This window comes from Ruminococcus sp. OM06-36AC (genome assembly GCF_003438725.1).
Classification (GTDB): domain Bacteria; phylum Bacillota; class Clostridia; order Oscillospirales; family Ruminococcaceae; genus Ruminococcus_C; species Ruminococcus_C callidus.
In genome coordinates this window covers 22,062-37,497 of the sequence record NZ_QSTT01000005.1, presented here as the reverse complement: position 1 = coordinate 37,497, position 15,436 = coordinate 22,062, and the positions used below count along the sequence as shown (strand labels likewise).

Below are 15,436 nucleotides of genomic sequence, written 5' to 3'. Positions count from 1 at the left end.
TTATCATATGGACTGCCGTTATTCGATCAGTCCGCTGTTCTTCAGCAGGATTTCAATATCCGTGCCCTTGATTTTTTTCAGAACGATCTTGAGCAGTTTCTTTTCCACAAAGGAAAGTTCTTCGTCGGTGAGAGGCTTTTTGTCAATGGCATAATAGCAGGCACGCAGCAGTTCCCGCACGTCGTACTTGCTGCCCCAGACTTCCGGCACACCGCGGTCAATGTCCAGCAGGGTGTAGACAGATTCCATACCGGTACGCATGGAATATTCCGTGGTGAAAATGGTGTCACGGGGTGTTTCTGCAAACTGCCCGATAAAGGCGAAGTTGACGGCTCCCTCCGGAACCACACGCGGACGGTCGATTTCCTTGCGGGGCTGGAAAAAGGCGTTGATATACGGCATGAAACAGGTCGTGGTGTTGCAGGCGTTTTTCGCCAGCGATGCAATTTTTTCTTCCGGTATGCCGATATGATACAGCCATTCCTGACAAACTTCTTCGCCGGTGCAGTCCCGCATTGCCTTTTTGACATAGTTTCCCTCTTTGTTGGTGTTCAGGGAATACAGCCATATCAGCACCATGTTTTTGTCCTGCGAGTGGAACTGGGGCTGCCGGTTGATCGTCCACGAGAGGTACCAGTTGTCGGTGCTGTCCTTTACGGTGACGATACCGCCGGTGGTGACTTTGCCGGCACGGGGATCCCGTTTGCAAACGTTGATAATATGTTGAATGATTTCCTCGTCTGCGGTGGCAACGGTGGCACTCATCCAGTTTGTCGCATCAATGTCGCTGCAAAAGACTTCCGGATTGCCGAATTCGCCGTGAACTGCTTGAGCCGCGATCGCTTTCCACAGATCCCACGATTCTCCGCAGCCGTTTTTCAGATGGGACAGATCCGGTGCGTGGGTCTGGTCGCCGTAGCAGGAGGTGTCTGTGCAGCAGCCGTTGGTGATGAACACCAGATCGTCTTCGATCAGGTCAATGGTCTGTTCTTTGCCGTCTTTCCGGTATACGATCTGCTTGGCAACCTTTTTGCTGCCTACGGTTTCAATGATGACGTTCTTCACGTCCATGCCGTATTCGATCTGTACGCCATGGGCTTCCAGATATTTCACCAGCGGCAGGATCATGCTCTCATACTGGTTGTATTTGGTGAACCGCAGTGCACTGAAATCCGGCAGCCCGTCAATGTGGTGCACATAGCGGCACAGATACCGCTTCATCTCCAACGCACTGGACCAACGCTGAAAGGCGAACATGGTCTGCCAGTACAGCCAGAAGTTGGTGTCCCAGAATGTGTCCGGCAGAACATCTGAGATCTTCTTGTCTTCCAGATCCTTTTCCGGTGTCAGGAACAGCTTGGAAAGTGCCAGAGCCGATGCCTTGTCCAGAGCGAATTTCTTGTCGGTGTGAGCATCTTTGCCGCGGTCAACAGAAGCACGGCAGAGGGAATAGTTGGGGTCATGCTTATTGAGCCAGTAGTACTCGTCCAGCACGGAAACGTCCGGCGTTTCGAGAGAGGGGACATCGCGGAATGTATCCCACATGACTTCAAAGTGGTTGTCCATTTCCCGTCCGCCACGCATGAAAAAGCCCTTGGTGATGTCCTTGCGTCCGTCGCAGCTGCCGCCGGCAAGTTCCAGTTTTTCGAACAGGTGGATATGTTCTCCCTTCATCTGTCCGTCCCGTACCAGATAGAATGCTGCGGTAAGACCGGCAAGACCGGTGCCGATGATATACGCGGATTTTTTGTCCACATCTTTCGGCTTTTCGGGATGTGCGAATGCTTCATAAGTTCCTGCGGAATAATACATAACAATGCCTCCTTATAAAATAAAAATAGTTATAAAAATAATTTTTTGTGGTATTGCCATTGGTATAATTCTATTATACCCGATTTTCAGGAATTCACAATCAGCAAAAAAGGCTCCGTGATAAAAAACTTATCACAGAGCCGAAAAGTGTAAAAAATTCTATCAAAAATGCGAAAATGATAAAATCAGGGTTTTATGCAGTATTCCCTTTATAACCGGAACCGCGAAATGGCTGCGGTGACGGAGCCTTGCAGCAGCTTTCCCAGCCGGCTGTCGATCTCCTGTGGATTTTCCCGCATATCGTTCTTGATCCAGTCCAGCATCACGCCAATGAAAATATAGGCGTAAACCTTGGCGATAAACTGCTTGTCCTCGTCCCGCAAAGTCATGCCTGCGGCTTCCTCGTCGATAACGTCCAGCAGCAGTTGGTCTACCAGCGGCTGTAGGTATTTCTCCACCTGTTCCCGATGCACACAGCGGTAGACGTTCAGGATAAACGGCTTGTTTTTCTGTACTGCTTCGAAGATTTGCAAGAGTCCCTGCTGCCACGTGTCATAGGTCTTTTTTTCGTCCAGAGCCCGTCTGGCATCTTCCAGACAAGCCCATTCCACAAGGTCGTAGATGTCCTTGAAATGGTAGTAAAAGGTCATGCGGTTGATGCCGCAGTCCTCGGTAATATCGCCGATAGTGATTTTTGTCAGCGGTTTTTTCAGCAGCAGATTTTTCAGGGATTGTTCCAGAGCCCGTTTGGTTACATTTGACATCGATGTTGTCCTTTCAGTTTTGGTAACAGATCTGTTCTCCGGTCTGCATGGGATAGCGGCATAACTGGTCGCTGTCCAGATTTTCCCGATGCATGCAGACTGCGGAGATCTGGTGATTTTCATAGGTGGTATAGTAGTAGATGCCCTTGTCGGCATTGCAGCAGGAAGTGTAAATGGTGATCTCGTACTGTCCGTCTTTCACTTCGCAGCAGCCGCGTGGCTGGTCAACGGCTCCGAGAATGTGGAAAAACTGGCTGACGCTTTCCGCTTCAGAACTGCCGGAAACGGCATTCGACCGCACGAAAGCTGCTCGTACAAAGCGGGACTGGGAAGAGAGGTCACCGGGAAGCCCCAGTGCTCCCATGCCTCTGCTGTACGTCTGCAACGGCAGCTTGTCCGAAAAGTTGTTCTGCGGCTGCTTGGGAGAGAGGTGCAGAAAGTCGTTGAGGCGGAACATCTGCTTCGGAAAAGGCGGATTGTTGGTCAGGACACCGGCGGGATTGTCATAGACCTGAATTCCCGCGGCAGTGGCTTCTACTGTAATGGCTTGGTGCTTGTCAGCGATGAGCCAGTGCAGCTGTGCCGCAGGCATCTTTTCGTGAAACGGCGTGCCCAGCAGGCAAAGCGTTTCCACTTTTTCCTTGGCTTCGGCAGTGCTGGAGCACTGGCTAAGAATCCACGGGATCAATTCATACTGTGCCACATTGTCCGAATGATCTGCAGGTCGGGAGGCGTAGCAGGCGTTGCCCACAAAGTTCAGCCCAGCCATGCAAAGCCCCTTTTCGTTGACGGCATCATAAAAAAGCGGGTAGCCCTGGGCAACGTGTGCAGTGCCGATCATGGCGTAGTGCTGTGCAGATACGCCCATGTGCAGAAATGACAGCCGGAACTGCCGCGGCACAATGACGATTTCTTCCCCGTAGGAACTTTCGTAGTCCAGCGTTCTGCCAAAATAAAAATCATTTGTCTGATAAGTTGCAGCGGTACACATTGGAAATTCCTCCTGTGCAATAAATTTGATATGTATATTATAGCACAAAATTCGGAAAGATGCAAATAATAATATTGACATATGCGGAATTTCATGTTATAATATATCTATATTTTTGTAAAGGAGAATTTATATGCCAAATTATGTTGTTTTACAGGCCGTTCTGAAGGAGAAGCTGATCGGAACCGGTTCCGGAAATCTGTCTGAACTGGAAAAGGTCATCAACGCACAGGCTGCCAAGGGATACCGTCTGCACACGATCACCACTTCTTCTTCCGGAAGCAAGGGATTTCTGGGCGGTGACCGCATTCAGGCAACTATGGTGTTTGAGAGCCTGAACTGAGCATGAAACGAGTTCTGGTAAAGTCTGTATATGATGCCTTTGAATATGTTATGCAGCATTTCTACTGTTTCGGACAGGCGGATATGGCGGAACGAAAGGATACGTATGCAGTCATTTCGATTCAGGATACGCACACGCAGGGATTCGGATTTCAGTTTTGCGAGAACCAGTTCTGCAAGGGTGTTCTGACGCTGTACTTTGATGACATTATCCGAGAGGTGGACGGGGCAGTTTTGTTTACCGATGAAATGGCAGATCAGATTATTGCATTTGTTCTGGCACATCGGTCTGTGGAAACGCTGCTGGTGCACTGCTACGGCGGACAATCCCGTTCCAGAGCCGTGGGAGCCTTTGCTGTGGAAATGCTGGGCGGCAATTCCGAAAGGTATTTTGAAACCGGTTCTCCCAATCAGTATGTCTACGATGTGCTGGAAACGGCGTGGATCAGACGGCAGCTGGGGGCGTTTTGAAACGAATTTTCATGAGAATGCGGGAAACTTCTTGAAAATGTAAAAAAATAGTGGTATACTATATAGGTGACACAGTACAGAAATGAGGAGGATTCTGATCCATGAATATCGCAGTTGCAGGAACCGGCTATGTGGGATTATCCATTGCTACACTGCTTGCCCAGCACAACAAAGTTACGGCGGTAGACATCATACCGGAAAAGGTCGAACTGATCCGCCAGAAAAAGTCCCCGATTCAGGACGATTACATTGAGAAATATCTTGCAGAAAAGGAACTGGATCTGACGGCAACGCTGGACGCAGAAGCGGCATATCGAGATGCAGATTTTGTGGTCATTGCTGCCCCGACCAACTATGACAGCAAGAAAAATTTTTTTGACACCAGTGCTGTAGAAGCGGTCATTGCCCTTGTTATGCAGTATAATCCGAATGCCATTATGGTCATCAAGTCCACCATTCCGGTAGGTTATACCAGGAGCATTCGGGAAAAGACCGGCAGCAGGAACATCATCTTCAGTCCGGAATTTCTGCGGGAGTCCAAGGCGTTGTATGACAACCTCTATCCGTCCAGAATCATCGTGGGAACGGACATGGACGATGCAAGACTGGTAGAAGCGGCTCACACCTTTGCCGGACTGCTTCAGCAGGGGGCAATCAAGGAGAACATTGACACCCTGTTCATGGGATTCACCGAAGCAGAAGCAGTCAAGCTGTTTGCCAACACTTATCTTGCCCTCCGCGTGTCCTATTTTAACGAACTGGACACCTATGCGGAACTGAAGGGACTGGACACGCAGCAGATCATTGACGGCGTATGCTTGGATCCGCGGATCGGAACGCATTATAACAACCCCAGCTTCGGCTACGGCGGCTACTGCCTGCCCAAGGATACCAAACAGCTGCTCGCCAACTATGCCGATGTGCCGCAGAATATGATGTCGGCAATCGTAGAATCCAACCGGACACGAAAAGATTTTATTGCTGACCGCGTGCTGGAAAAGGCAGGGTACTATGATTACAGCCAGAACAACGACTGGAATGCCGGCACGGAAAAGCAGGTTACCATTGGCGTGTACCGTCTGACTATGAAATCCAACAGTGACAATTTCCGGCAGTCCTCGATTCAGGGCGTGATGAAGCGTGTCAAGGCAAAGGGTGCTACAGTCATTATCTACGAGCCGACATTGCAGGACGGAGCAACGTTCTTCGGCAGCGTTGTGGTCAACGATCTGGAAAAATTCAAGGCGGCGGCAGATGCGATCATTGCCAACCGGTATGATGCCTGTCTGGACGATGTGGAGAACAAAGTCTATACCAGAGATATTTTCCGCAGAGATTGAGAGGAAAAGCTATGCCATTTATCAAGTTGAAAACCAACTGTGCCGTGCCCGCTGCAACGGCGGACACCATACAGAAGCATCTCGGTCTTGCGATCACGGCAATTCCGGGGAAAATCGCAGACTGGCTGATGGTGGAGGTCGAGGACAACCGCCAGCTGTTTTTCCGCGGTACAAATGAACCGGCAGCGATTGCAGAAGTCAGCCTGTACGGGAACGCTTCCGCCAATGCTCTGGAAACACTGACCAGCCACATTACCGGTATTCTGCTGGATACGCTGAAAATTCCCACCGATCGGGTATATGTCAGCTATGCCATGACAGAACACTGGGGCTGGAATGGATCGAATTTCTAGGGGGTCACCCCAAAAGATACGTGTCAGGCTTCATGTCAACACACCCGAAAACAAAATCGAGTAACAGAATGGCTTGGATTCTCCGGAATTTGAGCCATTTCGATTTTTTTCCAAAAAATTTGAAAAAAGGCTTGACAAGTCGATCAGGAAGTGATATAATAAAAGCAATCTCAAATTCGAGGAAGGAATGCGAGAGAAGGAATATTTATTTAAAAGTAGAATGACGTGATGAAACCCTAGTGTAATTAGGGGGTTGTTATGTCTGCTTTTAAATAAATATTCCTTTTTTTATTCCTTCCTGCATCTTGACAATTGCATATCACGCCTCAAACACCCAAAGATTTGATGCAGCAGATAGTATGCATTGCGGTCACCAGACTTGCGTACCTGCTGCCGAAATTGTGCACAGCACAAGAGAAAATCTCGCTGGAAACCTTGGAAAACGCTGCATCAAGCCCGCCTGACGGTTTTGTACCGTGTTTCCCTTGTCAGAACGATGCTTACAGCAATATTTTATAAATGTTGTTTATTTTATTTTTGTTTTTGCGTCATTTTTATGATGCAGCCGTATGGCGTTTTTTTGCGATTCCCTTTACAATTAAATTGATGGGTTCTCCGTCAAAACAGCATCGTGGACAAGTTTCGGCATTGGGTGACGTTCCGATAGAAGTAAGCCAGGCACAGCCATGTGTATTATCATTTTCAAAGGAGGATTTTACATGAGAAAGAACAGCAATTGCAAGGTGATCTGCCGCAACCAAGAACGCGGCACAATGCAGTTTTATCTGCTTGTAGGTGCAGAGAAATTCTACCTGTTTTCTACACGGTATTATTCCAAGAAGATCTATCAGGAATTCTCCGGCGGAAAGCCGCTGGACGTTATTTTTCGCAACAGTTGGGATACGCACCGGCAGAAGATTCAGGAGCGAATCATTCTGATGCTGCGGTATCTGGAAGCGGAACACGGCATGCAGTTGCTGGAGAAAACCAAACTGAAAGCTCAGAAAAAACAGAAGAAATATACCGACACTGCTGCACTGTGTGCAGCTTAAATTATCGCTCAGAACGATGCTTACAGCAATATTTTATGAATGTTGTTTATTTTATTTTTGTTTTTGCGTCATTTTTATGATGCAGCCGTATGGCGTTTTTTTTGCGATTCCCTTTACAATTAAATAGATGGGTTCTCCGTCAAAACAGCATCGTGGAACATTAAGGCAATACCGCACAAAGAGCGTCTGGCGACTTTGCACGCCATCTGCTTGCAAAATTCCCTTCAGAGCCTGTTTCGTATCTTCTCGCACGCATCTTGCGTGCATATTTTCCGAGATATTTCGGGAAAATACTCGAAAATCCACAAAGGATTTTCTCCGTTTTTCCCTTCATCTCTCAAAAAATCTGACGACGCAATCTGCATACGTCAGATACGAAACAGACTCTCATATTTCACAAAAATGCTCGTGAATACATCAAGGATTCACTCCGCTTTTTGTTTCATCTGACGAAAAATTTGACGACGCATCTGTCGCACAATCTTTGTGCGGTATTGCCTTTAGGCAGCCCCACACGAAGCCATGAAACCGGTTTCGTGTGGGGCTTTTTCAACAATCGTACAGTACATAAAAAGAAAGGACGTGTTTTTCATGCTGAATGCATTATCAGAAGAACTGAACTGGACAAACACCGAAAACGGAGCACTGGCGTATCACGATACCGGCGATGCGTGCCTGAACCTGTTTTCCACAGCCGGTGCGTTGCGGGAAGCTTCTGCAAAACGCCTGAAAGACATGTTCTTGGCGGCATATGCAGAGAATCCGGTATACGCGATGCGGATCCTGTTTTACCAGCGGGATACCCGCGGCGGATTGGGTGAACGGAGCGTGTTCCGGCAGCTGCTGCAATATGCGGCAACGATCTATCCCGAAAGTGTCCGGAAAAATTTGCAGTGGATTCCGGAGTACGGGCGGTTTGACGATTGTATGGTACTGCTGAACACGCCCTGTGAGCCGGAACTGATACAGCTGATTCAGAAGCAGCTACAGCAAGACCGGCAGGACATGCTGGAAGAAAAGCCGATCTCTCTGCTGGCGAAGTGGCTGCCCTCTGTGCACACCTCCAATCAGAACGTGTGCCGGCAGGCAAAGCTGCTCTGTAAGCGGCTGCATCTTTCGGAAAAGGCTTACCGGAAAATGCTCTCCCAGCTTCGCACCTATGCAGACGTGCTGGAAAAGCGGCTTTGCCGGAAGGATTACACCTTTGATTATGCCAAACTGCCCTCCAGAGCCTTGTACAAGTATCAGAAAGCATTCTGCAAGCATGACAGACAGCGGTACTCCGAGTTTCTGGAACGGGCAGAGCAGGAAAAGGGAATGCTGAAAGCAGGTCAGCTTTTCCCCTATGAGATCGTTCGGGACTGCATCGAGTTGGAGGAAAACGCAATGTTTTATGATGACATTGCACAAAAACAGCGGATACTGGACGTGACATGGAAGTCCCTGCCGGATTATATGCCGGAACAAAATGCCATTGCCGTGGTAGACGGTTCCGGTTCCATGTACTGGAACTATTCCGGCGATGTGATGCCGATTCATGTTGCCGTTTCGCTGGGCATTTACTGTGCCGAACGAAATGAGGGATACTTCCACAACCACTTTATCACCTTTTCCGACAACCCCCGCTTGATTGCTCTGAAAGGGGAGGATATTTTTCAAAAGGTGGAGCACTGTATGTCCTATAATGAAGTCAGCAATACCGATCTGGAAAAAGTATTTCGTCTGATACTTCAGAGTGCAGTTCAGCACCACGTGCCGCCGGAGGAACTGCCGAAAGTGATCTACGTGATCTCGGACATGGAATTCGATGAGCAGTCCGGCAGCGGCGTGACGATATTCCAGCAGATGAAGCAGGAATATCAGGCGGCAGGGTATCAGCTGCCTGCGGTGGTCTACTGGAACGTGTGCAGCAGAAACCGGCAGTTTCCGGTGAAGAAAGACGATACCGGTGCAGTGCTGGTGTCCGGCTGTAGTCCTTTCACGTTTCAGAGTGCTGTCTGCATGACAACACCGGAAAAGTACATGCAGCAGGTGCTGGAAGGGGAACGGTATTGTCGGATTTCGGCGTGAGAGCATCTGTTCAGGAGAGGGTGACGCGATAATGATATGCGAATTTTGTGAGGTGATTTTTCTCCGTTCTAAGGCAACACCGCACAACCCTCTCCCGCCTCTCACCTTTGCACAAATTTCCCAAATAAATCTTCCGCAGAAATTTTGAAAAACCCCTTGACAACCGTCAAGAGGTGTGGTATACTAAAGGCAATCCGTTGCATGATAAATACAACAGTTGAAACAGCTTCCAAAAAGATGAAATCATCATCTGGATTTGTGCAGGATTGCTTCAAAAAACTCCGCTGGCAGAACGAACTGCTGCGGAGCATGGACTGGGAGGAAGGAATATGGGAAAATCCAAGAAAATCATAATCGGCACAGTTGCCGGTGTTACAGCTGCGGCGGTATGCGTCAGCGGCGTGCTGGTGTGGCGGCACTACAGCAGGGGCAGTGATGTGGACGGTGTGGCGTACGTGATGCCGATAAAAGATGTGAATTCTGCGGCAACAACGATTTCCGACTTGCAGTTTTCCGGCGTGGTAGAACCGCAGGAAACCAAGGAAGTCAAGTTGGACACCTCCAAGACAGTTTCCAGCATTGCTGTGCAGGAGGGCGACCATGTCAACGCCGGTGATCCGCTGTTCACCTATGATGTGGAATCCATGCAGCTGGAATTGCAGCAGGGCAACGTGGAGATCGAACGCATGCAGAATGAGATCGAGTCCAACAAGCAGCAGATCAGCCAGCTGGAAACGGAAAAGAAAAGTGCCAGTGCAGACGATAAGCTGACTTACACCACGCAGATCCAGTCCCTGCAAACCGATATTGCCAAGTCGGAATACGACATCAAGACCAAGAAGATCGAACTGGAAAAATTACAGAATACCATTAACAATGCCACAGTGACTGCGGAGATCGCCGGAACGGTGCAGTCCCTGAAAACGACCGAACAGCTTCAGTCGGACGGCACAGATGTGCTGATGAAGATCATGTCCGACGGAGAATTCCGTGTGAAGTGCACGATCAGTGAGCAGAATGTACAGTCGATTTATAAAGATGAAGCCATGGTGCTGCACTCCCGCGTAGACGATTCCAGCTGGACGGGCACTATTTCGGAGATCTCTACCGAAGCCGACAACAGCCAGAACAACAACATGTACTACGGCGGCAGCGATGAGATGACCACCGCTTCCAAGTATCCTTTTTATGTGACGCTGGATTCCAGTGACGGGCTGATGCTGGGGCAGCATCTGCTGGTTTCGGCAGATACCGGAGCCGATGAAAGCATTGAAAAAACCGGCATCTGGCTGTATTCCGACTACGTACAGACTGATGAAAACGGCAAGACCTATGTCTGGGCTGCCGATAAGAAAGACCGTCTGGAAAAGCGGGAAGTAGAAGTAGGACAGACAGACGACACCATGGGCGACTGCGAGATCAAAAGCGGTCTGTCGGAGGACGATATGATCGCATTCCCGTCGGATTCCTATCAGGAGGGTATGAAAACCACGACCAACCCTGACGAAGCAACACCGGAAGATGACGGCACAGATGATACCGTGGACGACAACAGCAATGAGGATATTTCCTACGACGAAAACGGAAACCCTGTGGACGAAGGCGTGATCGGCGGAGCAGATGATGAAGCCGGCATGGCAGGCGACGGTGCAGACGGCGACACCGCAGACAGCGTGATCTCCGGAGCAGGAGAAGATGCCGGCGACGGTGTTGACGAGATGCCGGCAGACGAAGCCGGAGCAGATACAGCGGAAGGCGGTGCGGCAGATGGTACTTGATTTGCGGGACATCTGTAAATCCTATATGCAGGGAAAAGAACCTGTCCCCGTTCTGCACCACATTCAGCTACAGGTGGAAGAAGGGGAATATCTGGCGATCATGGGACCGTCCGGTTCGGGAAAATCCACGCTGATGAACATTATCGGGCTGCTGGACAAGCAGACCAGCGGGGACTATTTCTTCGACGGACAGGACATGGCACAGTGCAGCGACAACCAGCTTTCCACGATACGGAACCAGAAGATCGGCTTCGTGTTCCAGAACTTCAACCTGCTGCCCCGCCAGTCTGTGCTGGAAAACGTGGCACTGCCGCTGTTGTATGCCGGCGTGCGGAAAAAGGAACGGCTGGAACGGGCAAAGGAAATGCTGGCACGTGTGGGGCTGGAAGAACGGATACAGTTCAAGCCGACTCAGCTTTCCGGCGGACAGAAACAGCGTGTGGCAATTGCACGGGCAATGGTGAGCCAGCCCCGTCTGCTGCTGGCAGATGAGCCGACCGGTGCACTGGACACCCGTTCCGGCGAACAGGTCATGGAATTGTTTGCCCAGCTGCACAGCGAGGGCGTGACGATTGTCATGATTACCCATGAACCGGAGATCGCCCGGCATGCCCAGCGGATCGTGACCATTCGGGACGGCATGCTGGAGCAGGGCGGCTTCGGAGAACGCCGGACAGAACAGGAGGGCGATGCTTCATGACAAAAGGAAAAAAGATCGTTGCAGTGGCGGTTTGCCTGGCAGTCGTTGCCGGCGGCACTGTCGGCGGTACGGTGATTTACCGGACACAGCAGACGAAAAAGAACCGCGTAGATGTGTTGCCAGTGGCAAATCTGACCCAGTACTGGTGGGGAGATGATCTCTCTATGGACGGGCAGGTGGTTTCCGGTGATGTGCAGAATGTCACGCCCTCCGACGACCAGATGATCGCAAAGGTGCTGGTAAAAGAGGGCGACCATGTGACCAAGGGTACACCGCTGCTGGACTATGATATGACAGCAGTAGGGCTGGAAGTTGCCCAGAAACAGACGGCACTGGCGGTGGCACAGGAAAATGTACGGCAGGCTCAGAAAGAGCTGGAACGTCTGAAAAAGCTGCGTCCATCAGAAGCAGCACCGGTGGTGCCGGACGATCCGGATTACCCCGATGAGCCGGACGAACCAGACGAACCGGACACGCCGGATTCTCCCAAGGATACACTGGCAGCAGTGATCGCTCTGACACAGGCGGCAGCTGGTACTGGCACGCCGGACGATCCCTATCAGTTTGCCTGCACCGGTCAGACCGTTGTGACACAGGCAGCTCTGGAGCAGCTGAAAGCAGCAAAGCAGTGTGCCGTTTTCGTGGTGTATGACCAGAGCGGCAGCGTGCTCTACGGCTGGCTGGTACGCGGCGATCAGCTGGCCACTACCGGTGACTGGACACTGGGACAGAACATCAAGGTGACCGAGGACGGCGGTGTGCAGATCTCCGGCGGCGGAACGTGGTACGGCACATTGCAGGTGGGCGGTACGTTCTCCTATGACCCTGCCAATAACACCCCCGCGGAAACAGAACCGGCTTCTTCCGGCACTACCGGTGTCACCGGCGGCAGTACTGGTACTGTACCGGAGAGCAGCACAGCATCTCCGGATACCCAGCCGGATACCCAGCCGGCAGATACAGACACCAGTGCAGAGCCGACTGCGGCAGTGCAGCCTATGGCGGCGGCAATGCCAATGGCGGCAGTCACTCCAATGGCATCTTCCGGTACGGACAATGACAACTATGTCTATACCCGTGCCCAGCTGAAACAGAAGGTGGCAGAGCAGCAGATCGCCATTCAGTCGGCACAGATCGACCAGAAAAAGGCACAGATCGAATATGATGCTGCGGCAGAAAAGCAGGAAAAGGGACAGGAACTGGCGAAGATCGACGGCGTTGTCACCAAGGTGGCGGCTTCAGTGGAATCGCTGGAGAAAAACGAACCGTATCTGGTGGTACAGGGCAGCGGCGGCGTTATGGTGCAGGGCACTGTCAGCGAAATGAATCTGGACAAGCTGACTGTCGGTGTAACGGTGACTGTCAACTCGTGGGATACCGGTGAAATGCTCACCGCCGAGGTGACGGAGATCGACAAGACACCGACCTCCTACACCAATCAGAACGGCAGTGAAAACCCGAACAACAGTGCTTATCCGTTTAAGGCGGCAGTGACCGATTCCACCAGCCTGTCAGTGGGCAGCTATGTCAGCCTGAGCTTTTCCGGTGCGGCGGATGCTGTCGGAGATACGTTCTATCTGCCGGTCAGCTATGTGCGGCAGGAAAACGGACAGTACTATGTGCTGCGGGAATCCAAGGACAAGAAGCTGGAACGGCAGAATGTCCAGACCGGCAAGATCATCAACGGCGGCTATGCCATTGAAATTCTCTCCGGTGTCAGTCAGGAAGATTATATCTGTTTCCCCTATGGCAAGTATGCCGTAGAGGGAGCGTTGGTCAACGAAACCAACGGCTCATCAGAATATTAAGGGGGACATATTATGCTGGAAAATATTCGGTTATCGTTACAGGGCATTTTGTCCCATAAGGTGCGTTCCATTCTCACTATGCTGGGCATTATCATCGGTATTGCGGCGATCATTGCCATTGTGTCTACCATTAAGGGCACCAATGAGCAGATCAAAAACAATCTGATCGGTTCCGGCAACAACACTGTTAATGTGCAGCTGTATCAGGGGGAAAGTCCCTATGATTTCAGCTATCAGGCGGCACCGGACGGGGTAAAGGTGGTTTCCGCGGAAGTGCGGGATCAGATCACCAGCCTGAAAAATGTGGAATCTGCTTCGTTTTACCGCACACGTTCCTACTGCGACAATGTGTATTATCAGAACACCCAGTTCAGTGGCTCCATGTATGGCATTGATGCTGCCTATTTCGATACGGCAGGCTATGAAGTACAGCAGGGCAGGGGATTCCTGAGCAAGGAATATACCAATAATGCCAAGGCAGTGATTCTGGACAGCACCGCAGTCAAGAGCCTGTACTCCTCCGAGAGCCCGATCGGTTCCGTCATCGACATCAACGGGGAACCCTTTACGGTCGTTGGCGTCGTGACAGAGGTCAGCAGCTTCGAACCGGTCATCAATTCCGAGGAGGACTACTGGACGTACATGGGCACTTCCGGCGGCAAGATGTTTATCCCCGGTCAGTCGTGGCCGATCGCGTATCGGTATGATGAACCGGAAAACTGTCTGGCAAAGGCAGTGGATACCGACAGCATGCCGGCAGTGGGGAAGAAGGTGGCAGAACTGATGAACGCCACGATCCACACCAGCAGCGTTGGAACAGAAGGGGACAGCAATCAGATCAAATATGACAGTCAGGACTTGCTGAAACAGGCGAAGTCCCTGCAAAAACTGAGTTCCTCCACCAACACCATGCTGATCTGGATCGCCAGCATTTCTCTGCTGGTGGGCGGTATCGGTGTTATGAACATCATGCTGGTATCGGTAACAGAACGTACCCGCGAGATCGGACTGAAGAAGGCGATCGGTGCGAAAAAGGGCAGCATTCTGGCACAGTTCCTGACAGAAGCTTCTGTGCTGACCAGCATCGGCGGAATCATTGGTGTGGGAATCGGCATCGCTCTGGCACAGCTGATCTCCAAGATTGCCTCGGTGCCGGTGGCGATCAGTTCGCTGTCCATTGTGGTTTCTGTGGTATTCTCTATGGTGGTGGGTATTGTCTTTGGACTGATCCCGTCTATCAAAGCTTCGAATCTGAATCCGATCGATGCCCTGCGGTATGAGTAATGCTTTTCAACTTATTCTATTTATCAAAAATCCGGTCTGTAGAAATGCAGACCGGATTTTTTGGAAACGAATGTAATTTCAGCCGCCGGACAAACAGGCTCTTATATTTTCCACAAAAAAGCCCTTGACAAACGCTGCATTCTGGCGTATAATAGAAATAGAAAGAGCATACCAGTAGACGGTCTGCTCCCACTAGTTGGTAAAAAAATAACCGCCTTTAGTTGGAAGCTGTGGGGCGGTTATTTCTTTTTGTTCTTGCGGTGATTGTCGTTACTATTTTTATGATTATAGTAAATGTATACGATCAAATTTGCCAAGGATAGCAGAACACTGCAAATCTTCAGCAGATCACCAAAGGTGACATATTGATCCATCATACGAATCACCTCCCGTCTGTTCAAATGAGCAGTGGGAGTAAAAATCAAAAAGACTTGACCGCCTACCGTTTCAGGTATGCCCTCAAATGGTAGTATACCACACTTCGACAAAAATGTCAAATGAGATTAGCCGCGTTTTCCACAAAAAAGCCCTTGACAAATGCGGCGTTCTGGCGTATAATAGAAATAGAAAGAGCATACCAGTAGACGGTCTGCTCCCACTGTATAGGATTAAAAAGTTTTAACCGCCATAGTTTGGTCGCTAGGGGCGGTTATTTCTTTTTCTTCTTGTGA

The 15,436-nt window shown here is 50.4% G+C and carries 14 protein-coding genes; 10 read left to right on the top strand and 4 right to left on the bottom strand.

The window, feature by feature from the left end:
* Positions 1-18 precede the first annotated feature (18 nt).
* The 3 genes from DXB92_RS06000 to bsh form a co-directional block, all read right to left on the bottom strand.
* Positions 19-1,812: an oleate hydratase gene (locus tag DXB92_RS06000; protein WP_117733126.1), complete on the bottom strand. Its 1,794-nt coding sequence runs from the start codon at positions 1,810-1,812 to the stop codon at positions 19-21.
* A 209-nt stretch (positions 1,813-2,021) separates the two neighbouring features.
* Positions 2,022-2,576, bottom strand: coding sequence for a TetR-like C-terminal domain-containing protein (locus DXB92_RS05995; protein ID WP_117733124.1), 555 nt, complete (start codon positions 2,574-2,576; stop codon positions 2,022-2,024).
* 13 nt (positions 2,577-2,589) lie between these two features.
* Positions 2,590-3,567, bottom strand: a complete 978-nt coding sequence (gene bsh / locus DXB92_RS05990) for a choloylglycine hydrolase (RefSeq protein WP_117733122.1) — start codon at positions 3,565-3,567, stop codon at positions 2,590-2,592.
* 133 nt (positions 3,568-3,700) lie between these two features.
* On the opposite strand from bsh, the gene DXB92_RS05985 reads away from it, so the two are divergent.
* The 10 genes from DXB92_RS05985 (at position 3,701) to DXB92_RS05940 (ending at position 14,765) form a co-directional block, all read left to right on the top strand.
* Positions 3,701-3,910 carry a DUF4177 domain-containing protein gene (locus DXB92_RS05985; protein WP_117733120.1) on the top strand — a complete coding sequence of 70 codons (210 nt, stop codon included), beginning with the start codon at positions 3,701-3,703 and terminating at the stop codon, positions 3,908-3,910.
* 2 nt (positions 3,911-3,912) lie between these two features.
* Positions 3,913-4,380 (top strand): hypothetical protein, encoded by a 468-nt coding sequence (locus DXB92_RS05980; RefSeq protein WP_117733118.1) that lies wholly within the window; start codon positions 3,913-3,915, stop codon positions 4,378-4,380.
* A 101-nt stretch (positions 4,381-4,481) separates the two neighbouring features.
* Positions 4,482-5,720, top strand: a complete 1,239-nt coding sequence (locus DXB92_RS05975) for a nucleotide sugar dehydrogenase (RefSeq protein WP_117733116.1) — start codon at positions 4,482-4,484, stop codon at positions 5,718-5,720.
* An 11-nt stretch (positions 5,721-5,731) separates the two neighbouring features.
* Positions 5,732-6,073 carry a phenylpyruvate tautomerase MIF-related protein gene (locus tag DXB92_RS05970; protein WP_117733114.1) on the top strand — a complete coding sequence of 114 codons (342 nt, stop codon included), beginning with the start codon at positions 5,732-5,734 and terminating at the stop codon, positions 6,071-6,073.
* A gap of 719 nt (positions 6,074-6,792) precedes the next feature.
* On the top strand, positions 6,793-7,125 hold the full coding sequence (locus tag DXB92_RS05965) for a hypothetical protein (protein ID WP_117733112.1): 333 nt from the start codon (positions 6,793-6,795) through the stop codon (positions 7,123-7,125).
* 591 nt (positions 7,126-7,716) lie between these two features.
* Positions 7,717-9,195, top strand: coding sequence for a DUF2828 family protein (locus DXB92_RS05960; RefSeq protein WP_117733110.1), 1,479 nt, complete (start codon positions 7,717-7,719; stop codon positions 9,193-9,195).
* A 329-nt stretch (positions 9,196-9,524) separates the two neighbouring features.
* Positions 9,525-10,973: an HlyD family efflux transporter periplasmic adaptor subunit gene (locus tag DXB92_RS05955; protein WP_051343599.1), complete on the top strand. Its 1,449-nt coding sequence runs from the start codon at positions 9,525-9,527 to the stop codon at positions 10,971-10,973.
* Positions 10,963-11,673: an ABC transporter ATP-binding protein gene (locus tag DXB92_RS05950; protein ID WP_021680715.1), complete on the top strand. Its 711-nt coding sequence runs from the start codon at positions 10,963-10,965 to the stop codon at positions 11,671-11,673. Before DXB92_RS05955 ends, DXB92_RS05950 begins: the two co-directional genes overlap by 11 nt.
* The gene (locus DXB92_RS05945) at positions 11,670-13,481 is read left to right on the top strand and encodes an HlyD family efflux transporter periplasmic adaptor subunit (RefSeq protein ID WP_117733108.1); all 1,812 of its coding nucleotides are present in this window, start codon (positions 11,670-11,672) and stop codon (positions 13,479-13,481) included. The genes DXB92_RS05950 and DXB92_RS05945 overlap by 4 nt, the downstream gene beginning before the upstream one ends.
* Positions 13,482-13,493: 12 nt before the next feature.
* Positions 13,494-14,765 carry an ABC transporter permease gene (locus DXB92_RS05940; RefSeq protein WP_117733106.1) on the top strand — a complete coding sequence of 424 codons (1,272 nt, stop codon included), beginning with the start codon at positions 13,494-13,496 and terminating at the stop codon, positions 14,763-14,765.
* A 239-nt stretch (positions 14,766-15,004) separates the two neighbouring features.
* Here the strand turns inward: DXB92_RS05940 and DXB92_RS13565 are convergent, their stop codons facing one another.
* Entirely contained in the window at positions 15,005-15,142 is a 138-nt protein-coding gene (locus DXB92_RS13565) for a hypothetical protein (protein WP_021683185.1), read from the bottom strand.
* Positions 15,143-15,436: the final 294 nt, after the last annotated feature.